Genomic DNA, 25506 nt, shown 5'->3' with positions numbered 1-25506 from the left:
TGCGCAAAGTAAGACTGAAAATAATGGGTGTTTTTTCCCAGGGATAGCTACATCCGTCTGGTGGACATATCCACAGGAATCCGTACACCTGCAAGGAGAAGAATATGAGTAACATGAAAGTTGTTGATGTCATCATTCGCAAAACGGCGGAGAAAACGAAATTAACCGGCGAAGGAAATCTGTCGGTCTCTATTTCATCGCCGAGCGTGATTGAAATCCAGGGCTCTGCTCAGGATGTGGCGCGTTATGTCCGCCAGGGTAAAGATCTCCTCATTTATATGAAAGATGGCAGCGTTATTCGCTGCAATAACTATTTTGTCGAAGATCCAGAAACGCATAATCAGTCAGAGCTGGTGTTCAACGACCGTCAGGAACTGACGCATATTTCTTTTGCCGATGCCGGGGAAGCGTCAGGCGTTGCGGTGACCGAGTTAACCGCGCAGGCCACACCGATTAGCAGCATTCAACCTTTCCTCGAGCAGGAAAGTGTTTTAAGCGACGCGCCGTGGGGCTGGATTGCGGGGGCTGCGTTAGGCGGCGGTGCCATCGGGGCACTGCTGGCAAACGGCGGTGACGGCGAAACTAAAACAAAAGTCATTGATAATACAAAAGACGTTGAAAGCGCGACGCCGACCTTCTTGCTGTCGGATAAAGCGGGTGACAAGCAGGGCGTGCTGAGCGCAAACGAGATCACGGACGACAGCAACCCAACCTTTAGCGGCACCGGTCAGCCGGGCGCGACCATCCAGATCAAAGACAGCAGCGGCAGCACCATTGCCAGCGCCATGGTCGGTAAAGACGGCACCTGGACGGTAATATTACCGACCCAGACGGACGGGGAACACACCTGGTCCGTCGTGCAGATCGACGGCAGTAAAACCACCTCTGCGGGCAGTATCACCGTGACGGTCTCTACCGCCGACGCCGCCATTACGCTGGCCACCACGGCGGGCGATAACGTGCTGAACGCCAGCGAGCAATCCGCGGGCTTTACGCTTTCCGGTGCCAGCAAAAACCTGGCGCAGGGTACCGCACTCACCGTGACGCTGAACGGCAAAACCTACGCGGCTGAAGTCGGGGCAGACGGCGCGTGGAGTGTTAACGTGCCTGCGGCGGACGCGCAGGCGCTGGGCGACGGAACCTGGACGGTTAGCGTTAGCGGTAAAGACGCGGCGGGTAACACCGTTAGCGGAAGCCAGACGATTGGGGTGGATACCACCGCGCCAACCCTCTCTGTCGATACCCTCGCGCAGGACAACATCATTAATGCGGCTGAGCACAGCCAGCCGCTGACCCTGACCGGTAAAACGAATGCGGAAGCCGGTCAGATCGTCACGGTCACGCTGAACGGTAAAAACTATAACGCCACGGTGGGCAGCGACGGCACCTGGTCCGTCACGCTTGATGTGAACGACGTGCAGGCGCTGAGTGAGGGTAATCACACCCTGACGGTTAACGTTAGCGACAAAGCGGGCAACGGCTCGTCCGTGACGGCAGATTTCACGGTGGATACCGCCGCGCCGATCGTCACCATCCATACCGTGGCGGGCGACGATATCCTCAATATCAGCGAGCAAGGCCAGGCGCACATTATTTCCGGCCTGGCGAGCGGTGCCGCCGCGGGCGATGTGGTCACCGTGACCCTTGGCGGCCAGACCTTCACCGGCGTGGTGCTGGCGGACGGCAGCTGGAGCGTGGGCGTTCCGGCGTCCGTGCTGGGCGCGCTGGGTGAAGGCAACCACACGCTTTCGGTTTCCGTCACTGACGCGGCAGGCAACACCGGCAGCGCCACGCACGGCATTACGCTGAGCGGACATCCGCCGGAATTTACGATTGACGCCATCAGCCAGGATAACGTCCTGAATGCCCAGGAGGCGATGCAGCCGCTGAGCCTGACCGGCACCAGCAACCTGCCGGACGGCTCCACCGTCACCGTGACGCTGAACAACGTCAGCTATCAGGCCACCGTCGAAAACGGTATCTGGGCTGTCCAGGTGCCGGTTTCCGACGTCCTGAATCTGGCGAACACGCTTTATACCGTCAGCGTCAGCGGGACCGACAGCGTGGGTAACAGCGGTTCTGTCGAAGCGAATCTGCTGGTGGATACCGTTCTTCCGCAGGTCATTATCAATACGTTTGCGGGCGACAACCTGGTCAATAACGCCGAAGCGGGCGTCGATCAAACCCTCAGCGGTCGCGTCACCGGCGCGGCGGCGGGCGATACCGTCTCCATCACCGCAGGCGGCAAGAGCTACACCGCAACGGTTGGCAGCGACCTGACCTGGAGCGTGAAAATCCCGTCAGCGGATCTTCAGGCGTTCGGCGACGGGGATTTAACCTTCACCGCGTCCATCACCAACGGGCACGGCAATACCGGCACCGGCGAGCGTGATATCAACATCAACGCGGAGCTGCCGGGCCTGCGCGTGAACACCATTTCCGGCGATGACGTGATCAACGCCATCGAACAGCAGCAGGATCTGAGCGTCACCGGCTCCAGCACCCATCTGGCCGCGGGCACGCAGATTGTCGTCACCATCAACAATGTGGAGTACGTCACCGCGGTTAACGCCAGCGGCAGCTGGCAGATCGGCGTTCCGGCGGCGGACCTGCAGGCCTGGACGGCGGGCGGCATGACGGTTAGCGTCAGCGCGGTAGATGCCTGGGGCAATCCCGTTGCGGCTGAACACCCGATTGAACTCGATCTGAACGCCGTGGCGGTCACCATTGATACCGTCTCCGGCGATGACCTGCTGAATGCGGCAGAAAAAGGCGGTGATTTAACCCTTTCCGGCCAGACGCAGGGCGTGGAGGCGGGGCAGACCGTGGTGGTGAAATTCGCCGACCAGACCTTCACCGCGCAGGTGCAGCAGGATGGCTCCTGGAGCCTGACCGTACCCGCCAGCGCCATGGAAACCCTGATCGACGGGCGCGCGCAGGTGAGCGTCAGCGTCACTAACGTCAGCGGCAACAGCGCGGACGCCGCGCGCGTGGTCACGGTGGATACGCAGCCTCCGGCGATTACGCTCGATAACCTGACCGCCGACAACATCATCAATGCCGCTGAAGCGCAGCAGGATTTACTGTTAAGCGGCAGCAGCAGTGCGGAACCTGGCCAGACGGTCACCGTGACGCTGAACGGCAAAACGTATCAGACCACGGTTCAGGCGGACGGTACGTGGCAGCTGAGCGTGCCTGCGGCTGACGTGGGTGACCTTAACGACGGCATTGTGACCGTGACGGCCACCGTCAGCGACGTGGCGGGTAACGCCAGCAGCGCGGACCGCGTGGGTCTGGTGGACGCAACCGTACCGCAGGTGACCATTAACGACTTTGTCACCGACACCAACACCGTTAACCAGCTCGCCCATTCACAGGCGCAGATCCTGAGCGGCTCCGTCACCGGTGCGGCCGCGGGCGACCTGGTCACCATCACCATTAACAGCGTCGATTACACCACCGTGGTGGATGCGGCGGGGAACTGGAGCCTTGGCCTGCCGGCGTCCGTCGTGCAGGGACTGACTGACGGCACCTGGACCATCGACGTCTCCGTGACCGACCGATCCGGCAACACCGGAAGCAGTTCGCTGGATGTGGTGGTGAATACCGTGACGCCTGTCATCGGTATCAACACGCTGGCGGCGGACGACGTGATCAACGCGACCGAGAAGGGCGAAGATCTGCTGCTCTCCGGCACCAGCAACCAGCCGGAAGGCACGACCATTACGGTGACCCTGAACGGCATTCAGTACACCGCCACCGCTGACGCCAGCGGTAACTGGAGCGTGACCGTACCGGCCTCCGCCGTAAGCGCGCTGGGAGAAGCCCATTACACCGTGACGGCGAGCGTCACGGATAGCGCAGGCAATAGCGCCTCAACCTCGCATGACGTGCTGGTGGACAGCTCCCTGCCGATAGTAACGATCGACACCCTGGCGGGCGACAATATCGTTAACGCAGCGGAAGTGGCGGCAGGGCAAACCCTGACCGGTAAGGTGACGAACGCGGCTTCAGGTGACACTGTCACCATTATCCTTGGCGGCCAGACGTACACCGCTACCGTGCAGGACGATCTGACCTGGAGCCTGCCGTTAAGCGAGAGCCAGTTAACCGCGCTCGGTAACGGCGACCTCACCGTATCAGCCAGCGTGACCAACGCGCACGGCAATACCGGCTCTTCTTCTCACGACTTCACCATCGACGCCCAGCTCCCGGGACTGCGTATTGATACCGTGGCGGGTGACGACGTAATTAACGTGATTGAACACGCTCAGAACCTGATTGTGTCCGGTACCAGCACCGATCTGGCGGCGGGCAGCACCGTGACCGTGACCATCAACGGCAAAGATTATTCCGCAACGGTACTGGCGGACGGCACCTGGCAGGCGGCGGTACCGGCGGCCGACGTGTCCCAGTGGGCGGACGGTTCGCTGGATATCAAGGCAAGCGCGCAGGATGCTTCCGGCAACCCGATGACTATCGGCACCGTCGTGGACGTCGATCTCGCGCCTGTCGCCATCACCATCAGCAGCGTGACCGACGATAACGTGCTCAACGCGGCGGAAAAAGGCCAGGATCTGCTGCTTTCCGGCACCACCTCCAGCGTGGAAGCGGGCCAGACCGTGACTATTACCTTTGCGGGTAAAACCTATACCACGACGGTGGATGCTAACGGCGACTGGACCTGGACCGTTCCGGCAGCCGATTTGAGCGGCCTGAAAGACGGTGACGCCAGCGTGCAGGTAACCGTCACCAGCGTGAACGGCAACGCGGCGTCTTCGGCGCAGGAATTCAGCGTCGACACTACCGCGCCGACGGTGACCATCAACACCATCAGCCATGACAATATGCTGAACGCGGCAGAGGCGGCGCAGAATCTGACCCTGAGCGGCACCTCTACTGCCGAAGCGGGCCAGACGGTCACCGTGATCTTCAACGGCAATCAGTACACCGCGCAGGTGCAGGCGGACGGCAGCTGGACGCTCGACGTTCCGGCTGCGGATATGGCAGGCATCGCCGACGGCAGCGCGGCGGTCACGGCGACCGTGTCCGATAAGGCAGGCAACCCGGCCAGCGCGGGCTCCTCGGTGCTGGTCGACACCACCGTACCGCAGATTAGCTTCAACATCGTCGCGGGCGACGACATCGTGAATATTGCCGAGCACGGCCAGGCGCTGATTGTCTCCGGTAAGGTCACGGGCGCGCAGGCGGGTGACGTGATTACCGTGACCCTGAACGGCAAAGACTACACCGCCATGCTGGACGCGTCCGGCAGCTGGAGCGTGGGCGTTCCGGCGGCGGACGTGGGCGCGCTGGTTAACGGCGAACAGACCATCTCCGCGACCCTCACCGATAAAGCCGGTAACAGCACCAGCGCGACGCACGAGTTTGACGTTTCCCTGACCGCACCGGTGATTGCCATCAATACCCTGGCGGCTGACGACGTGATCAACGCGACCGAGAAAGGCCAGGATCTGCTGGTGTCCGGCACCAGCAACCAGCCGGACGGAACCACCATTACGGTGACCCTGAACGGTATCAACTATACGGCCACCACCGACGCCAGCGGTAGCTGGAGCATCAGCGTTCCGGCGGCAAACGTCTCCGCGCTGGGCGAAGCGAGCTACGTGGTGACGGCGAGCGTAACCGACACCGCGGGCAACAGCGCGAGCACCGGCCACAGCGTGCTGGTCGACAGCGCGCTGCCGCAGGTCACCATCAACCCTGTCGCCACGGACGATGTCATTAACGCAGCGGAAGTGGCTGCCGGGCAGACCCTGAGCGGCAAAGTGAGCGGCGCGGCGAGCGGTGACACTGTCACGATTTCAATTGGCGGCAATACGTACACCGCGATGGTTCAGGACGATCTGAGCTGGTCGGTCAACGTGCCGTCCACGGTCTTAACCGCCATCGGTAACGGCGATCTGACCGTGTCAGCCAGCGTCACCAACGGCCACGGCAACACCGGAACCGGCGAGCGCGAAATCGTTATAGACGCTAACCTGCCTGGCCTGCGCGTGGATACCGTGGCGGGCGACGATGTCATCAACAGCATTGAGCACGCTCAAAACCTGATTATCACCGGCTCCAGCGAAGGCCTGGCAACGGGCGCGGCGTTAACGGTGACCGTCAACGGCAAAACCTACGCCGCAACCGTGCTTGCAGACGGCACCTGGACGGCGGCCATTCCGGCAGCTGACGTCAGCGCGCTGAATGCGGGCACGGTCACCGTGACCGTGGAAGGCCAGAGCGCGGCGGGCAATCCGGTTTCCATCAGCCACGACGTGAAGGTGGATCTGGCGGCAGTCGCCATCAGCATTAACCCGATTGCCTCGGACGACGTAATCAACGCGGCTGAGAAAGGCGCGGACCTGGTGCTGTCCGGCTCAACCACCAACGTGGAAGAAAACCAGACCGTCACCATTACCTTCGGCGGCAAGTCGTACACCGCGACGGTCGATGCCAGCGGCAACTGGACGGCGACCGTACCGTCCGCCGATTTGGGCAGCCTGAAAGACGGCGATGCCAGCGTGCAGGTGAGCGTCACCAACGTGAACGGCAACAGCGCGTCGGCGGGCCGCGAGTACAGCGTGGACGCGACCGCGCCGACGGTATCTATTGAGATCGTCAGCGACAACAACATCATCAATGCTGCCGAAGCGCAGCAGGATCTGGTCGTTAACGGCGTAACCAACGCCGAAGCGGGCCAGACCGTCACCGTGACGCTGAACGGCGTGGACTACTCCACCAGCGTGCAGGCAAACGGCAGCTGGAGCGTGACCGTGCCGTCCTCGGATCTGAGCGGCATTACCGACGGCAACTACACCATCAGCGCCGCCGTGTCTGATAAGGCGGGCAACCCGGCCGCAGCGGATCGCGACGTGCTGGTCGATACCACCGTCCCGCAGTTGACCATCCACACCGTTTCAGACGACGACGTGATCAACAGCGCCGAACATGCGCAGGCACTGATTGTCACGGGTTCCGTGACCGGCGCGGCGGCGGGTGATGTGGTCACCGTCACGCTCAACGGCAAATCGTACACCGCCACCCTGGATGCCTCAGGCAACTGGAGCGTGGGCGTGCCTGCGGCAGACGTAACCGCGCTGGCCGCCGGGGATCACACTATTACCGCGGCGCTGACCGATAAAGCGGGCAACAGCAACAGCGCCACGCACGGCGTAGAGGTGAACCTGACCGCGCCGGTGCTGACCATTGACACCGTTTCCGGTGACGATGCGATCAACAACGCCGAGAAAACTCAGGATCTGACGATCTCCGGTACGGCTTCCGGCCTGGCGGCAGGCGCGGTGGTGACCGTGATGCTGAACGGCAAAGCGTACAGCGCGCAGGTGGACGATAACGGAAAATGGACGACTACCGTTCCGGCGAACGAGGTCGGTCAGCTGGGCGAGGCGCTTTATACCGTCACCGCCTCAGCAACGGACAGCGTCGGCAACAATACCAGCGCGTCGCACACCGTGAACGTGGAATCCGTCCTGCCGGGCGTGATCGTCAACACCATTGCGGGCGACGACGTGATTAACGCGGCGGAGCTGGCAGCCGGCCAGACCATCAGCGGTAAGGTGGTGAATGCCGAAGCGGGCAACACCGTGACCGTGACGATTGGCGGCAACAGCTACACCGCCACGGTGCAGAGCGATCTCACCTGGTCCGTTAACGTGCCGGAATCCGTGCTGACCGCGCTGGGCAACGGCGATTTGACGGTGTCGGCCAGCGTCACGAACGGCGTGGGCAATAGCGGAACGGGCGAGCGCGAAATCGTGATAGACGCTAACCTGCCGGGCCTGCGCGTGGATACCGTGGCGGGTGACGACGTGATCAACAGCATCGAACACGGGCAGAATCTGATTATCACCGGCTCCAGCGACGGGCTGGCGGCTGGCGCGGCGCTGACCGTGACCGTCAACGGCAAAACCTATCCGGCGACCGTGCTGGCGGACGGCACCTGGAGCGCGGCGATCCCGGCGGCGGACGTGGGTGCACTGGCCGCAGGCACGGTTACCGTGACCGTTGCGGGCCAGAGCAGCGCCGGTAACCCGGTTTCCATCAGCCACGATGTGACGGTGGATCTGGCGAGCGTTGCCATCAGCATCGATGCGCTTGCCACCGATGACGTGATTAACGCGGCCGAGAAGGGCGCGGATCTGGTGCTCTCCGGCACCACCTCGAACGTGGAAGCAAACCAGACCGTTACCATTACCTTTGGCGGCAAGAACTACACCGCCACGGTGGACGCCGACGGAAAATGGACAGCAACCGTGCCGTCTGCGGATCTGGCGGGGCTGAAAGACGGCGACGCCAGCGTGCAGGTGAGCGTCACCAACGTGAACGGCAACAGCGCCTCGGCGGGCCGCGAGTACAGCGTGGATGCGACCGCGCCCTCCGTGACCATTAATACCCTGGCGACCGACGATATTCTGAACGCCGCTGAAGCGCAGTCCGATCTGACCGTATCCGGCACCACCACCGCCGAAGCGGGCCAGACCGTGACCGTATCGCTGAACGGCAAAGACTACACCACAACCGTCAGCGCAGACGGCAGCTGGACGCTGAACGTCCCGGCGGCGGATCTGGCTGGATTAACCGACGGCAGCGTGACCGTCACCGCATCAGTCAGCGATAAAGCGGGTAACCCGGCGTCCGTGGATCACAACCTGACGGTAGATATCACCGCGCCTGCGGTGACCATCAATACCGTTGCGGGCGACGATGTCATTAACCTCGCAGAACACGGCCAGGCGCAAATCATCAGCGGCACCGCCACCGGCGCGGCAGCGGGCGATAAGGTGACCGTCACCATCGGCGGCCAGACCTACACCACCGTGCTGGACGCGGCGGGGAACTGGAGCGTGGGCGTACCGGCGAGCGTGATTTCCGGCCTCAGCGACGGCACCGTAACCGTAACGGCGTCAGTCACCGACGCGGCGGGCAACACCGGCACCGGCACGCATAACGTGACCGTCGATACCGGTCTGCCATCGGTGGCCTTCAACGCCATCAGCGATGACAACGTGCTGAACGCGGTAGAAAAAGGTCAGGATCTGAGCGTCAGCGGCACCAGCGCCAACCTGGCGGAAGGCACCGTAGTGACCGTGACCCTCAACGGCAAAAACTACACGGCGACGACGGCGGCAGACGGCACCTGGAGCCTGACCGTTCCGGCAGCGGATCTGGCCGGTCTGGGTCAGGCCAACTATACCCTGAACGCGACCGCCACCAACGGCGTGGGCAACAGCGTGAGCAACACCGCGAACCTGCTGGTGGACACCGCGCTGCCGACCGTCACCATCAACACCGTGGCGGGCGACAACGTCATCAACGCGGCGGAAGTGGCGGCAGGCCAGACTCTGAGCGGCACCGTGGCGAACGCCGAAGCGGGCAACACGGTAACCGTGACTATCGGCGGCAACAGCTACACCGCAACGGTGCAGAACGACTTCACCTGGTCCGTGAACGTGCCGTCTGACGTGCTGACCGCGCTGGGCAACGGCAGCCTGAGCGTAACGGCGACCGTCACCAACGGCCACGGCAACACCGGCACCGGCGAGCGCGAAATCGCTATCGACGCTAACCTGCCGGGCCTGCGCGTCGACACCGTCGCGGGTGATGACGTGATCAACACCATCGAACACGCGCAGAACCTGATCGTCACCGGCTCCAGCGACGGGCTGGCGGCAGGCACGGCGCTGACCGTCACCGTCAACGGTAAAACCTATGCGGCCACGGTGCTGGCGGACGGCACCTGGAGCGCGGCGATCCCGTCCACCGACGTGAGCGCGTGGCCGGAAGGCACCGTCAAAATCAGCGTGACCGGCGACAGCTCAGCGGGCAATCCGATCACCATCACTCACGACGTGACGGTAGATCTGGCGACCGTTGCCGTCAGCATCAACGCCATCGCCACCGACGACGTGATTAACGCGGCGGAGAAGGGCGCGGATCTGGTGCTGTCCGGTGCGACCACCAACGTGGAAGCCGGGCAGACCGTGACCATCAGCCTGAACGGCAAAATCTATAGCGCGACAGTAGACGACAGCGGTAACTGGACCTACACCGTACCCTCTGCGGACCTGGCACACCTTAAGGACGGTGACGCCAGCGTGCAGGTGAGCGTCACCAACGTGAACGGCAACAGCGCTTCGGCAGGCCGCGAGTACAGCGTGGATGCGACCGCGCCGTCCGTGACCATCAACACCCTGGCGGCTGACGATATTCTGAATGCCGCAGAAGCGCAGTCCGATCTGACCGTATCCGGCACCACCAGCGCCGAAGCGGGCCAGACCGTGACCGTGACGCTGAATGGCAAAGACTACACCACAACCGCAGGCGCGGACGGCAGCTGGACGCTGAACGTTCCGGCGGCGGATCTGGCATCGCTCGGCGACGGCAGCGTCACCGTGACGGCGAGCGTCAGCGACAAGGCGGGCAACCCGGCGTCGGCGGATCGCAATCTGACGGTGGACGTGACCGTGCCTGCGGTGACCATCAACACCGTGGCGGGCGATGACGTCATTAACCTCGCAGAACACAGCCAGGCGCACATCATCAGCGGCACCGCCACCGGCGCGGCAGCGGGCGATAAGGTCACCGTGACCATCGGCGGCCAGACCTACACCACCGTGCTGGACGCGGCGGGGAACTGGAGCGTGGGCGTACCGGCCAGCGTGATTTCCGGCCTCAGCGACGGCACCGTGACCGTGACTGCGTCAGTCACCGACGCGGCGGGCAACACAGGTAGCGGCAGCCATAACGTGACCGTCGATACCGGCCTTCCATCGGTGGCCTTCAACGCCATCAGCGGCGACAACGTGCTGAACGCGGTGGAGAAAGGTCAGGACCTGAGCGTCAGCGGCACCAGCGCCAACCTCGCGGAAGGCACCGTGGTGACCGTGACCCTCAACGGCAAAAACTATACGGCCACGACGGCGGCGGACGGCACCTGGAGCCTGACCGTCCAGGCAGCGGATCTGGCGGGGCTGGGCGAAGCGAATTACACCCTGAGCGCGACTGCAACCAACGGCGTGGGCAACAGCGTCAGTAATACGGCGACCCTGCTGGTGGACACCGCGCTGCCGACCGTCACCATCAATACCGTGGCGGGCGATAACGTCATCAACGCGGCGGAAGTGGCCGCGGGTCAGACCATCAGCGGTAAGGTAGCGAACGCGGAAGCGGGCAATACTGTCACCGTCACCATTGGCGGCAACAGCTACACCGCAACGGTGCAGAGCGATCTGACCTGGTCCGTGAACGTGCCGGAATCCGTCCTGACGGCGCTGGGCAACGGTGACCTGACGGTGTCAGCATCCGTCACCAACGGCCACGGCAATACCGGCGCGGGCGAGCGCGATATCACTATCGACGCCAGCCTGCCGGGTCTGCGCATTGATACCGTGGCGGGCGACGATGTGATCAACAGCATCGAGCACGGGCAGAACCTGATCGTTACCGGCTCCAGCGACGGGCTGGCGGCAGGCACCACGCTCACCGTGACCGTCAACGGCAAAACCTATGCGGCCTCCGTGCTGGCAGACGGCACATGGAGCGCGGCGATCCCGGCGGCGGACGTTAGCGCGCTGAATGCGGGCACGGTCACCGTGACCGTTGCAGGCCAGAGCGCGGCGGGCAACCCGGTGACCATCAGCCATGACGTGACCGTCGATCTGTCAGCGGTGGCTATCAGCATCGATGCGATTGCCACCGACGACGTGATTAACGCGGCGGAGAAAGGCGCGGCTCTGGTGCTGTCCGGCAGCACCTCGAACGTGGAGGAAAACCAGACCGTTACCATCACCTTCGGCGGCAAGACGTACACCGCGAAAGTCGATGCCGACGGTAACTGGACGGCCACCGTGCCGTCTGCGGATCTCGCGGGCCTGAAGGACGGCGATGCCGGCGTGCAGGTGAGCGTCACCAACGCGCACGGCAACAGCGCCTCGGCGGGCCGCGAGTACAGCGTGGACGCCACCGCGCCAGCCGTGAGCATCGATACGGTCGCAGGCGATAACGTGATTAACGCCAGCGAAGCGGCTGCGGGCGTGGCCATTTCCGGCACCACCACGGCGGAAGTCGGTCAGACGGTCACCGTGACGCTGGGCGGGAAGAGCTATACCGCGCAGGTGCAGCAGGGCGGTATCTGGAGCGTGAACGTGCCTGGCACAGACCTGTCCGCACTGGCGGATAACGGCTACACCGTGCAGGTCAGCGTGAGCGACGCCGCGGGTAACCCGGGCAGCGCGGGCAAAGCGATTACGCTTGATACCACGCCGCCGACCGTCAGCTTTAACGCCGTCGCGGGCGATGACGTCATCAACAGCGTGGAGCACGGGCAGACGCAGATTGTCAGCGGCACGGCAACCGGCGCGAGCGTCGGCGATAAGCTGGTCATCACCATCGGTTCGAACCAGTACACCACCACCGTTGACGCCAGCGGTAACTGGAGCGTGGGCGTGCCGGCCAGCGTGATTTCCGCGCTGACCGACGGCACCGTGACCCTCAGCGCGACGATTACCGACAGCGCGGGCAACAGCAGCACCCAGACCCACGACGTGGTAGTGAACACGGCCTCCGTGGCGCTGACCATTAATACCCTCAGCGGCGATGACGTCATCAACGCGGCTGAAGCCGGTTCGGCACTGGTAATTAACGGCTCCAGCGCCCAGTTCGCCAGCGGTACGCAGGTCACCGTGACGCTGAACGGCAAGAGCTATACGGCCACCATCCAGAGCGACGGCAGCTGGACGACCACCGTTCCGGCCGCCGACGTGGGTGCCCTGGCCGATGGCGCGAGCTACCAGGTGTCCGTCTCGGCACAGGACAGCGCGGGCAACAGCGCGTCGGCGACCCACGGCATCAGCGTGGATACCACCGCGCCGGTCGTGAGCATTGCGACGCTGTCGGGTGACGACATGCTGAACGCGCTTGAAGCGCAGCAGCCGCTGACCGTGCACGGCTCTTCCAGCGCGGAAGCGGGCCAGACCGTCACCGTAACGCTGGGCGGAAAAACCTACACTGCCACCGTCGCGAACGACGGGACGTGGACGCTGGATGTTCCGGCTGCCGATCTGGCTGCGCTGAGCCAGGGCGCGCTGACGGTGACCGCCTCGGTCGACGATAAAGCGGGTAATAACGGCCAGACCACGCACACCTTAACGGTCGATACCGTCGCGCCAACCGTGACCATCAGCACCGTGGCCGATGACGATATCGTCAACAACGCGGAGCAGCTGGCGGGCCAGACCATCAGCGGCACCACCACGGCGGAACAGGGCCAGACGGTGACCGTCTCCTTCAACGGGCACAGCTATCAGGCGACCGTCGGGGCGGACGGATCCTGGTCGGTCTTCGTGCCGGGCCGTGATTTCCTCGGCCTGAGCGACGGGGATTACACCATCACCGCTTCGGTAAGCGACAGGGCGGGCAACCCGGGCAGCGCGACGCACGACGTGACGCTGAACGGCGATGTCCCAACCATCACCATCAACACCTTTGCGCAGGACGATATCGTCAACGCCGCCGAGCACGGCACGCCGCTGGTCATCAGCGGCACCACCGACGCCCCGGCGGGCCAGACGGTGACCATCACGCTGAACGGTAAAACCTACACGGCGACCGTCCAGAATGACGGCAGCTGGAGCTATACGGTGGGCAGCGCAGACGTGGCCGCGCTGGCGGACGGCGGTTCGTACGTCATTAACGCGCAGGTCAGCAACACCATCGGCAACAGCGGCAGCGATAACCACACCGTCACCGTGGATCTCACCGCGCCGTCGATGAGCATCAGCATTGATTCGCTGCAAAACGACACCGGCCTCAGCGCGAGTGATTTCATCACCAACGATAGCCAGGTGGTGGTCAACGGCTCGCTGACCGCGCAGCTCGGCAATAACGAGAAGGCGCAGATCAGCCTCGACGGCGGCACCACCTGGATTGACCTGACCGTGACTGGCACCACCTGGCGCTACACCGATGGCCGCACCCTGACGGACGGTACGTATCAGTACCAGGTGCGCGTTATCGATAACGCGGGCAACGTGGGGGCGACGGACAGCCAGGACGTGGTGATCGATCAGACGAAGCCTGCGGCGACGACCATTACCGTGGATTCCATCACCCAGGATACGGGTCTGTCCGGCAGCGACTTTATCACCAGCGACAGCCAGATCAGCCTGAAAGGGACGCTCGGCGCGGCGCTGGGCAGCGGCGACCACGCGCAGATCAGCCTCGACGGCGGCGTTACCTGGACAGACGTCAGCGTCAGCGGCCTGAGCTGGACCTATGTCGATGGCCGCACGCTGGCCGACGGGGATTACAACTACCAGCTGCGCGTGATTGACGACGCGGGCAATATCAGCGCCACCGCCAGCCAGGTGGTGACCATTGATACGGTTGCGCCGGACGCGAGCAAAACCATCGCTATCGACAGCATCAGCGACGATACCGGCCTGAGCGTCAGCGACTTTGTCACTAACGATACGTCCCTGACGCTGCACGGCTCGCTCGGCGCGACGCTGGCCGACGGCGAATATGCCCAGATCAGCATCGACGGCGGCGTCACCTGGCAGAACGTGATTGTTACCGGCAACAGCTGGTACTACGTCGATAGCCGCACGCTGGGTAACCAGACCTATGACTACTACGTTCGCGTGGTGGATGCGGCGGGCAACGTGGGGGCCAGCGCCCATCAGCAGGTGACCGTCGATACGGTCGCCCCGGATGCGGCGATTACGGTGACCGTGGATAACATCACCGTGGATACCGGCTTCGACAATAACGACTTCCTGACCAGTTCAACCTCGTACACGCTGCACGGAACGCTCGGCGCAGAGCTTGGCGCGGGTGAATTCGTGCAGGTGAGCATGGACGGCGGCACGACATGGGTGTACGCCACCGTCAGCGGTACGCAGTGGAGCTACAGCGACACGCGTACCCTGACCGACGGCAGCCATAACTACCAGGTGCGGGTCGTCGACCAGGCGGGGAACGTCGGGGCAACCGCCGCGCAGGCGGTGACGGTGGATACGCAGGCGCCGCAGTACGGCGTCACCATCGACAGCATCAGCGAAGATACCGGCCAGTCCGGGAGTGATTTCATCACCATGGACACCACGCTGACCATCAACGGTTCGCTGGGCAGCGCGCTGGCAAACGACGAGCGCGTACAGATCAGCCTGGACGGCGGGAACACCTGGTCAGATGCCACGGTCACCAACCAGCGCTGGAGCTACACCGATACCCGCGATCTGGCTGACGGGGACTACACCTACCAGGTGAGGATTATCGACCAGGCGGGCAACGTCGGCTCCACCGCCTCTCAGGTGGTGACGGTGGACACCACGCCGCCAGCCACCGTAGGCACGGTAGTGAGCTATACCGACGGCGAAGGCGAGCGTCAGGGGACCTTTGGCAGCGCGGTGGCAACGGACGATAACTCGCCGCTGATCAACGGTACGCTTAACCGCGCCCCGGACGACGGTGAAATTGTGCAGCTCTACCGTGACGGGGTCCTGCTCGGCCAGGTGACCATGAACGGCAGCGCAAGCTGGTCCTTCCAGGACAACGGCCTGAGCGACGGCAACCACACCTACATTGTGCGCGTCACCGATAAGGCCGGTAACTACACGGAATCCGACGGCTTTGTGCTGAACGTTGATACCAGCATCCCGACCACCACGGCGGCGATTACCGCGCAGACCACGTCGGACACCACGCCGATTGTCAGCGGTACCGTCTCCGCTGACCTGGTGAACGGTGAATACCTGGTGGTAACGGTGAACGGAAAAACCTACACCTCCCAGACCGGCGGTGCGGTGGTGGTCGATCCGGATCACAACACCTGGTATCTGCAGATCCCGGACGGCGATGCGCTGAGCGTGTCGAGCTACAGCGTGACGGCGCAGGTGAAGAGCAGCGCGGGGAACGGCAATACCACCGGTACGGCGACCGGCAGCCTGGTGATTGATACCACCTCGGTGAATACCGACTGGGCAACCACGGCGGGGAACAGCAACAACTCCACCATGACCCTCGGCATGAACAGCAGCGGTCTGTGGAATATCATTGCTAACGGCCAGTCATACTCCAGCAGCGATAGCTCGACCTATGCCGGAAATGCGCTGACCAACACCCGCGGCTATTACGTGGTGAGCCAGACCGCCGCCGACTTTGACCGTAACGGCACGCAGGATATCTTCGCGACGGAAAATACCTACGCCGGGTCAACGCAGGTGATGTGGACCTACGATGGCAGCACCTATAACGCCAGCCAGCTGGCGATGGGCACCACCATCTGGTACGGCGGCGTGATTGCCTACGACAAAACCGGCGATGGCTATCTGGATCTGGCGTACGGTGATGCCGGCATGGACTCACTGACCTACCTGGTGAACAACAACGGCGTTCTGTCGCCGGACGGCACCGGTGGCGAAGGCGGTTTCTACGGCCAGTTCGATTCCGGGCGTGAAATCTCCGGCGTCGACCTGAACAACGACGGCACGGTGGATATCGTTCAGCACACCAACCGTAGCGGCGCGTACTCGTTAACCGTGATCAACAACAACGGTAACGGCACGCTCTCTATCGGTCAGAACCTGACGAACGTGTTTGTGGCAAACGCCTCGAATACCACCACGGCGGCGTCCATGACGTGGGCGGACTTCAACGGCGATGGCTACATGGATCTGTACCTGGGCAGCAGCTACAACAACAACGGCGGGGTGATCTACTACAACGACGGTACCGGGAAGCTCTCTGCCACCAAGAGCGCCGTGGAAGCCTCTAACGCCACGGCGGGGTATCTGTCGGTGGCGGTGGACTGGAACGGTGACGGGCAGATGGACATCATCAAGCTCAGCACCTACGGCGGCTCGCAGACGGCAACGCTGTTTACCAACAACGGCTACGGTTCCACCTGGACCTCCAGCCAGCTGGCGTCCGGTATTGCCTACGCGACCGGCGTGGCGGCGGTGGACTACAACTGGGACGGTGCGCAGGATCTGCTGGTCTCTCAGCAGAACGGCAAGGTGGTGCTGGTGCAAAACAGCAAAACCATTGCTGACGGCACCGCGATGCACCTGCACATTGTCGACAGCGAGGGCATCAACGCCTACTACGGCAACACGGTTAATCTGTACAACGCCGCGGGCGTGCTGGTGGCCTCGCAGATCATCAACGCCCAGTCCGGTATCGGGTCGAACGATACTTCTGCGCTGGTGAGCTTCTACGGGCTGGATCCGAATGAAACCTATTCGGCCGAGATCCTGAAGATCACCAACGGCGTGTCGGATAACGTCACCTGGAGCGGTCTGGAAGCGGGCAACGGCAAAGAGGGCTACGTCCTGACGGCCGAAGCCGCCACCGGCGGCCACAGCGGGACGATCACCGGGACCGGGTATAACGACACCTTTATCGCAGAGGATGGCACCTATACCTACAACGGCTCCGGCGGCTGGAATACCCATTCTGACTACGACACCTGGAGCAACACCGGCGGGATGGACGTGGTGGATTACCGCAATGCGACCTCCGGCGTGACCGTTGATTTGCGCCTTTCTACAGCGCAGGACACCGGGTTCGGAACGTCACGACTGCTCAACATTGAGGGGATCAACGGCTCGAACTTCGACGACGTCATTACCGGCAACAGCGGTGATAACCAGTTCGAAGGCCGCGGCGGGAACGACACCTTCAACATCGGCAGCGGCGGTCACGATACGTTGCTCTACAAGCTGATCAACGCCTCGGATGCAACGGGCGGTAACGGTCACGACGTGGTGAACGGCTTTACGGTCGGCACCTGGGAAGGGACCGCGGACACGGATCGCATTGATCTGCGCGATCTGCTCTCCGGCAGCGGCTATACCGGCACGGGCTCGGCGAGCTACGTGAACGGCGTCGCCACCCTGGACAGCAGCGCGGGCAATATCAGCGATTACATCCGCGTGGTGCAGAACGGCAGCAATACCGAGATCCAGGTTGACCTGGACGGTACCGGCGGTCAGTTCTCGCCAACCACGCTGGTGACCCTGAACGGCGTGCAGACGGATCTGGCGACGCTGCTGGCGAACCATCAGCTGTTAATTGCGTAAAACAACGCCGCGGGGAGCGATCCCCGCGGCCTTTTGCGTTTCTTTACATGAATAGCCATAACCCTATATTTCACATGATTATTTTGCGGGCTCGTTTAGAAAGTGTTCGATTTTTAATCATTCCGTAAAGGTATCATTTCAGTGCGAAATTACCGCTCTGGACAGGACGTAGCATTATGAAGACACATCCACAGTACGAACCCTGGCTGCAGGGCATGCTCATCATCGCGAAGCACTACCGGCTGGATTTCTCAGCGGAGCATGTGCGGGTCACGATTAACCATGAAAGCCAGTCTCCGCGCCAGCTGGTGCTGGAGGAGATGGCGCGCCAGCTTGGGCTGGGGATGCGTATGGTGGCGGCTGAAGCGGTATCCCTCGATCCGTGGCGCCTTCCGCTGCTGGCGGAATTCACCGGCGGACAAATCGCGGTCATTAACCGCATGGACAGCGAAGGCAACGTCAGCCTGCAGTTTAGCGGCGACGCGGGGCTGGAGACGACGCTGACGCGTGACGAACTCGGGGCGCGGTTAAAAGGGCTGATGGTGTTGCGCCCGCTTGAATCCACGCCGGATGCCCGCGTGGACGACTACATCAAACCCTATGAGAAAAACTGGTTCTGGCAGCTGGCGCTGAAGGACTGGCGACGCTACAGCGACATTATGCTGGTGGCGCTGGTCGCCAACGTGCTGGCGCTCTCCGGCATGGTCTTCTCCATGCAGGTGTACGACAGGGTGGTACCGTCGCAGTCGGAAGCCACGCTGTGGGTCCTGTTTGGCGGCGTGATGATCGCCATCGTGTTCGAATTCATCATGCGCATGCTGCGCGTGCATATTTCTGACGTGGTGGGGAAGCGCGCCGACCTGCGTATCTCTGAACGCGTGTTTGCCCACGCGCTGCGGATTAAAAACGGCGCGCGCTCCAAATCAACCGGATCCTTTATCGCCCAGATCCGCGAGCTGGAGTCGGTGCGCGAGCTCATTACCTCGACCACCATTGCGGCGATTTCCGATCTGCCGTTCTTCCTGCTGTTCGTCTTTATTCTGTGGATGATTGGCGGGCCGCTGGTGCTGGTGGTCCTGCTCGCCGTGCCGCTGCTGCTCATCCCCGGCCTGCTGGTGCAGCGCCCGCTGGGGAAACTCTCCAGCGAAGGGATGCGTGAATCCGCCATCCGTAACGCCACCCTGGTGGAAGCGGTGCAGGGCATTGAAGACATCAAGCTGATGCGCGCCGAGCAGCGTTTCCAGAACCAGTGGAATAACACCAACGACGTTGCCGCCAGCGTCGGCATGAAGCAGCGCTGGCTGACGGGCCTGCTGCTCACCTGGACGCAGGAGGTGCAGTCCATCGTCTACGCGGTGGTGCTGCTGGTGGGCTGTTACCTGGTCATCAGCGGCGACATGACTACCGGTGCGCTGGTGGGAACCTCGATTCTGGCGTCGCGCACCATCGCGCCGCTGTCGCAGATCTCAGGCGTGCTGTCGCGCTGGCAGTCGGCAAAAGTGGCCCGCAAGGGGCTGGACGACCTGATGCAGCGCCCGATTGACGATCCGCAGCACGGCAAGAAGGTGCATAAAGCCCACCTGCGCGGCGACTATGCGCTTGAGGACGTCGGGTTTTATTACGACGAGGAAGAAAAACTCACCGTGCTCAACATCAGCAAGCTGCAGATCCGCGCCGGAGAGCGTGTGGCGGTGCTTGGGCGCAACGGCTCCGGTAAAAGCACGCTGCTGCAGCTGCTGGCGGGCATGCAGGAGCCGCAGCAGGGCAGCATCCTGCTCGACGATATCGCCCTCAATCATCTGGACCCGGCCGACCTGCGTCGCGACATGCAGCTGCTCAGCCAGCAGGCCCGGCTGTTCTTTGGCTCCGTGCGGGACAACATCCTGATGGGGAACCCGTTAGCCACCGACGATGAGATTCATCAGGCGCTGGTCAACAGCGGCGCGCTGGAGTTTGTGCGCAAGCAGAAAATGGGGCTGAACTACATCATCAACGAGGGCGGGGCGGGTCTCTCCGGCGGCCAGCGTCAGGCGCTGCTGCTGGCGCGAGCCCTGATTACCTCGCCGAATATTCTGCTGCTGGATGAGCCTACCGCCTGGCTGGACGAAATGAGCGAGAAGCAGTTTATTCAGCATCTTCACAAATGGCTGGGCAAACGCCGGACGCTGGTCGTGGCGACGCATCGCCTGCCGATCCTGGACCTGGTCGACCGCATCATCGTGCTGGAAAACGGCAAGGTGGTGATGGACGGCCCGCGCGATGCGATCCTGCACCAGCACGGCATGGCGCCGCAGAAAGCCGCGCAGCGCACCGTGACCATGAAGCCAGCGGCGGTTGCAGAGGAGGGCGCGGCATGAATGATTTCTCTCGTTTCAATAGCCGACTGAAGGAGCCACGCCTGCCGCGCTCGTCGCTGGTGGCATGGTCCCTGTTCGCCCTGCTGGCGGTGTTTATCGCCTGGGCAAGCCTGTTCCATCTGGATGAAGTGACGACCGGCAGCGGCAAGGTCATACCGTCTTCGCATGAGCAGGTCATCCAGTCCCTGGAAGGCGGCATCATTCACAGCCTGATGGTGCGCGAAGGCGACATCGTGGAACGCGGGCAGCAGCTCGCGCAGCTTGACCGGACAAAAACCGAGTCGAGCGTGCTGGAGAGCGAGTCTCGCCTGAATGCGGCGCTGGCAACCGCTGCGCGCCTGAAGGCCGAAGTGAACGACACGGAGCTCGCGTTTCCGGAGGAGCTGGATGACGACGTTGAGCTGGTCAAACAGGAAACGGCGCTCTATCAGTCCCGTCGTGAAAGCCTCGAAAAAGGGCTGGCCGGGTTGCGTCAGGGCGCCGAGCTGGTGCAGCGCGAGCTGTCGTTAACCCGTCCTCTGGTGACCCAGGGGGCGGCCAGCAAGGTTGAGGTGTTACGTCTTGAGCGTCAAAAAAATGAGCTTGAGAACAAAATCACCGAGATGAAAAACCAGTATTACGTTCGCGCCCGTGAAGAGCTGGCGAAAGCCAATGCGGAGATTGAGGCCCAGCGTTCGGTGATGAAAGGGCGTGAGGACTCCCTGACCCGGCTGACCTTCAATGCCCCGGTTCGCGGGATCGTGAAGGATATTGACGTCACGACCGTGGGAGGCGTTATTCCGCCGAACGGCAAGCTGATGAGCCTTGTCCCGCTTGACGATCAGATGGTGGTCGAAGCGAAAATCTCGCCGCGCGATGTGGCGTTTATCCATCCCGGCCAGAAAGCGCTGGTGAAAATTACGGCCTATGACTACTCCATTTACGGCGGGCTGGAAGGGGAAGTGACGATGATTTCGCCGGACACCCTGCAGGATGAGGTGAAAAGGGATGTCTACTACTATCGCGTCTATATCCGTACCGACAGTAACCATCTGACCAATAAGCAGGGTCAGGAATTTCCGGTCTTTCCGGGCATGATTGCCACCGTTGATATTAAAACCGGCAGCAAAACCATTCTGGATTATCTGTTGAAACCGCTGAACAAGGCAAAAGAGGCGCTGCGGGAACGATAGGGGAATGGCGTTCGGAACTCCGAACGCCTGCTGGATTATACGGTTGACGTCACGTTGTGAGCGTGGCGTCGCTCTTTAGGCACAACGTTGATGTAATGCGTAACATACGCAAAATATAAACCGGCATAATTTTCGACAAGGTCGATAAACGCCGGGTATATCGACATCCGACCATCACCACGATCTTTAAGATAACCCGCCTCTTGTGCCGATTTGACAATTCGGTTGACGTGGATGCGCGAAACAAAAAATTCCTTTGCGAGCGTGCTGGCTGAATAGTCAATGACCGCACCGTGAGCGGATTTATTTTTCATGGCCTGCAGATAGATATAAAGCATAATCATGCGGCCGCCATCTTTATCAATAAATAACCCCACCTCAGGTAACACCTTTCTGAACGTTAATCCCCGGAAAAGATATTCAGCCGCGCGGCGGAAAAAGTTGTTTCTCAAAATATCATTATCCAGCAGGTTAACATTAATATTAAATGCCGGATAAAGAATGCTGACGGGCAAAAAAGCGCCGGACATATAGCGCTTAAGTTCATTGAGTCCTTTTTCGGTTGGCGCGATTCTCGTTTTGCGTCGGTCATCCGTGCAGCGCCAGGTCCTGATGCGCCCGGTGGTTCTCAGTATCGTAATGATCGCAATCACGCTGTTGGGGCTGGCTATTTTATAGCGAGAGCATAACTCTTTAATCTCTGAAACTGACTCGGCCTGATTTCCAAAAATAAAACAACACATGGAGAGGATAATGTTAAACCGTGATTCCTGCAGCATTGTCTTGTAGAACAAAGGTTGTTTTTTGTAGATGGTGTCATTAATTGTGTAGTGCTCTAATATTGCCTCACCGAATCGCGGATTGTTCTTTATAACATCCCTTCGATGTAGCAAGGCCCTGGATGAGATGTGATTATCCATAGCATTTTTCTCGTATTTGAATGAGCCGATAGATGAAGTGTCCACTCTTCTTTTTCGGAATTTTCATTATACCCTGAGAATAAGATATTTGCCGTTGTTATTTGCAAAGAAAAGTATATTTAAACGACGGTGATTAACGCAAAGATGTTCCTGTGAGTTCAGCGGATAACTGTTTCTTACCCTGAGGCTGTACTGTAAAATTAATGTTTATAACAGGTGCGTTAAATTTTACGTATTCACAAATGGAAATGGCGCCTCAGTGCCCAGGAGCAGTTTATGACCCACACAATTTCTCTCAGAAATGAGGCGTGCGATGAACATAAATTTGTCATCTCCGCCTGCGGTTTTACGTTCCAGGGATATCATCTGATCCTTAACCAGTACGGAATACAGGCTTCGCATATTCACTTTGACGGGGATGAGGTATCCCAACAGGATTTAGAAAATATCCTTATAAATCAGAGTGCTCATATTGTGGTGTTTCTCGGAAAAGGTATCGTCAGCCTCCTGGAGAGCCTGAAGAGACTGGCGTCCGTACTCAATGCACTTCCCGTTATTCGACGCGTCACCCTGTATGGCGACCTGCCGGATAGCTGGCTATATCGCACCCTGGGCACTCTTTTAAATAATAGTTATCAATTATCGTTGATTCGACTGGCCCGCGTTTCAGATGTCATAACCTGTATTCATACACACCATCATGTTTTTAAAGATCGTTCGTACGTATTACGCGATCGCTACAAGGATAATTCTTCGCAAGAAACCGTAAAGTGGCTAACAAAAAGAGAAATTGACGTTTTATTAAATTTCTACCGCGGCATGTCCGTAAAAGAAATGTGCGACGAAATGGGGCTTTCTAATAAAACGGTTTATACCCACCGTAAGGAAGGCGTGCTGAAATTACGCTTAATTAAGCGGTGGCTAAACGATTCGCACAATTTCAGCGCGGAAAGACGTATCAAGCGGCGGAGCCAAAATACGGATTTTACGGATAAAGAATCAGAAATTTTTAATGCATTATATAAAAAAGAGATCTTCCCTGCTTATCAGATCATTACCGATCGTGACAAAAAGGGCGTAGGCTTTGAGATACTGATCCGCTGGAATAAAAACGGTAAAATTGTCAAGCCGGCCAGTTTTCTCACGGATATTTCAAATCATGAGATATGGTTGAAAATAACGGCGTTAGTCATCCATGCCGCCGTGTCAGGGATTAATAAGTATAATGGAAAATACTATTTTTCTGTAAATATTCCGCCTCGTCTGGCTTCCGGAAATGCATTGCCTGATATGGCAAAGAAAGCTATCGACATGCTGCTCAAGCCGCAGTGGGCCGAAAAGCTGGTCTTTGAATTTGCTGAAGATATTGACGTGACGAAGGACAAAAGGATCCCTGAAACCATGCGGCATTTGCGTAATACGGGGTGTCGATTATTTCTGGATGACTGCTTCTCTAACCATCAAACCATGTTCCCGGTGCGGCAGGTGCATTTTGATGGACTCAAGCTGGATCGCGACATCGTTGAGCATTTTGTGGCAAACGACAATGACTATAACCTGATTAAAGCGATACAGATTTATAGCGACATGACCGGAACGGACTGTATTGCCGAGGGGGTTGATAGTGAAGAAAAGTTTGAAAAATTAGTCGCGCTGGGCGTCAAAAATTTTCAGGGGTATTATTTATCGCGCGCAGTGAAAGAGGAAGAGTTAGACCGCATGGTCAGAATGTTTAGCTAAGAAAAATAAAGCCCCGAAGGGCCTTTTATTATTTTCGACCGAGCAGCAGGCCGAGAACAATACCGACCGCACCCGCTGCGACGAGGCCGGTGAGGGGATTATTTCTGACAGCTTCAGTGACGTCGGAAACGGCATCGCTGGCCTGCGCGGCATATTTTCTGGCCGCACCTTTTACCTGATGCTTTGGTGAATCAACGAATTCACCAAACTGCTGCTGCGCGGAACCTGCAAGCTCGTCAAATTTATTTTTTGCTTTATCTTCAGCAAACTGGGTGTTTTTATCAGTACCGAAATCAGACATTTTTGCCTCCTTTTGTTGATTATTAAAGGATAGCCGCTCTTTGTGGATGTGGGAGACGTTAGGCTAAATTCGGTACATATCAGGGCTGTTTTCGGATATATCTCTATACCGGGAACCCGTTATTTCTCATTGTCATCCTGACCGTAATACAGTTTCCCGATGCGAATCAGCGGGCGGCCCTGAGACTTACGATGCAGGTTACTGTCCCTGAGCGAATAAACGCACCCGCAGTATTCCTGCTGGTAAAACTGCTCCCGCTTGCTGATCTCAATCATGCGAGAGGAGCCGCCCTGTTTACGCCAGTTATAGTCCCAGTAAACCATACCCGGATAGCGCTCGGCAGCACGCTGGCCGCAGTCATTTATCTGCTGCATGTTTTTCCAGCGGGAGATCCCCAGCGAGCTGCTGATGACGCGGAATCCATTTTCTGCCGCATAGAGCGCCGTACGCTCGAAACGCATATCGAAGCACATGGTGCAGCGGACGCCGCGCTCGGGTTCCCATTCCATGCCTTTCGCGCGCTCAAACCAGTTATCTGTATCGTAATCGGCATCAACAAACGGCACGCCGTGTTTTTCCGCAAAGCGAATATTCTCCTCCTTCCGAATGAGGTATTCCTTTTGTGGATGGATATTGGGGTTGTAGAAGAAAATCGTGTAGTCAATCCCCGAAGCCTGGATAGCCTCCATCACTTCACCCGAGCAGGGGGCGCAGCAGGAGTGCAACAGCAGCCTGTCGGCACCGTCTGGCAGGGAAAGTTGTGGGCGGATAAAAGGGGCTGTCGTCATGGCGTTCTGCAATATGTTTATGAAATTTATGGAAGGGTAGCATAAATTCATCATCTGTTGAGACGGGATCAAGGCAGGACAGAGCGACCCCGCGGGGCGGGATCATCTCGGGTACCAC

General features: G+C 60.0%; 7 protein-coding genes. 4 read left to right on the top strand and 3 right to left on the bottom strand.

Annotation, left to right across the window (positions count from 1 at the left end):
- Positions 1 to 104 precede the first annotated feature (104 nt).
- The 3 genes from FOY96_RS10970 (at position 105) to FOY96_RS10960 (ending at position 21639) form a co-directional block, all read left to right on the top strand.
- The gene (locus tag FOY96_RS10970; protein ID WP_143347040.1) at positions 105 to 18110 is read left to right on the top strand and encodes an Ig-like domain-containing protein; all 18006 of its coding nucleotides are present in this window, start codon (positions 105 to 107) and stop codon (positions 18108 to 18110) included.
- 176 nt (positions 18111 to 18286) lie between these two features.
- On the top strand, positions 18287 to 20467 hold the full coding sequence (locus FOY96_RS10965) for a type I secretion system permease/ATPase (RefSeq protein ID WP_064672468.1): 2181 nt from the start codon (positions 18287 to 18289) through the stop codon (positions 20465 to 20467).
- Positions 20464 to 21639, top strand: coding sequence for an HlyD family type I secretion periplasmic adaptor subunit (locus FOY96_RS10960; RefSeq protein WP_029740549.1), 1176 nt, complete (start codon positions 20464 to 20466; stop codon positions 21637 to 21639). Before FOY96_RS10965 ends, FOY96_RS10960 begins: the two co-directional genes overlap by 4 nt.
- Before the next feature lie 35 nt (positions 21640 to 21674).
- Here FOY96_RS10960 and FOY96_RS10955 read toward each other — a convergent pair whose 3' ends face one another.
- A complete protein-coding gene (locus FOY96_RS10955) occupies positions 21675 to 22559 on the bottom strand; it encodes a helix-turn-helix domain-containing protein (RefSeq protein ID WP_033145482.1) in 885 nt (294 codons plus the stop codon).
- A gap of 276 nt (positions 22560 to 22835) precedes the next feature.
- Between FOY96_RS10955 and FOY96_RS10950 the strand changes: the two genes are divergently transcribed.
- Positions 22836 to 24299 (top strand): EAL domain-containing protein, encoded by a 1464-nt coding sequence (locus FOY96_RS10950; RefSeq protein WP_143347039.1) that lies wholly within the window; start codon positions 22836 to 22838, stop codon positions 24297 to 24299.
- Between the two features lie 28 nt (positions 24300 to 24327).
- Here the strand turns inward: FOY96_RS10950 and FOY96_RS10945 are convergent, their stop codons facing one another.
- On the bottom strand, positions 24328 to 24600 hold the full coding sequence (locus FOY96_RS10945; RefSeq protein WP_048977815.1) for an ElaB/YgaM/YqjD family protein: 273 nt from the start codon (positions 24598 to 24600) through the stop codon (positions 24328 to 24330).
- Positions 24601 to 24719: 119 nt separating this feature from the next.
- Positions 24720 to 25388, bottom strand: a complete 669-nt coding sequence (locus FOY96_RS10940; RefSeq protein ID WP_143347038.1) for an epoxyqueuosine reductase QueH — start codon at positions 25386 to 25388, stop codon at positions 24720 to 24722.
- Between the last annotated feature and the right edge of the window lie 118 nt (positions 25389 to 25506).

The sequence above is a fragment of the Enterobacter asburiae genome (genome assembly GCF_007035645.1).
In the GTDB taxonomy this organism is placed as follows: Bacteria; Pseudomonadota; Gammaproteobacteria; order Enterobacterales; family Enterobacteriaceae; genus Enterobacter; species Enterobacter asburiae_B.
This window is presented reverse-complemented; position numbering and strand designations above follow the sequence as displayed.

Coding starts and splice junctions, on each gene's coding strand:
- FOY96_RS10970 (WP_143347040.1), top strand. CDS start 105: ATGAGTAACATGAAAGTTGTTGATGTCATCATTCGCAAAACGGCGGAG.
- FOY96_RS10965 (WP_064672468.1), top strand. CDS start 18,287: ATGAAGACACATCCACAGTACGAACCCTGGCTGCAGGGCATGCTCATC.
- FOY96_RS10960 (WP_029740549.1), top strand. CDS start 20,464: ATGAATGATTTCTCTCGTTTCAATAGCCGACTGAAGGAGCCACGCCTG.
- FOY96_RS10955 (WP_033145482.1), bottom strand. CDS start 22,559: ATGGATAATCACATCTCATCCAGGGCCTTGCTACATCGAAGGGATGTT.
- FOY96_RS10950 (WP_143347039.1), top strand. CDS start 22,836: ATGACCCACACAATTTCTCTCAGAAATGAGGCGTGCGATGAACATAAA.
- FOY96_RS10945 (WP_048977815.1), bottom strand. CDS start 24,600: ATGTCTGATTTCGGTACTGATAAAAACACCCAGTTTGCTGAAGATAAA.
- FOY96_RS10940 (WP_143347038.1), bottom strand. CDS start 25,388: ATGACGACAGCCCCTTTTATCCGCCCACAACTTTCCCTGCCAGACGGT.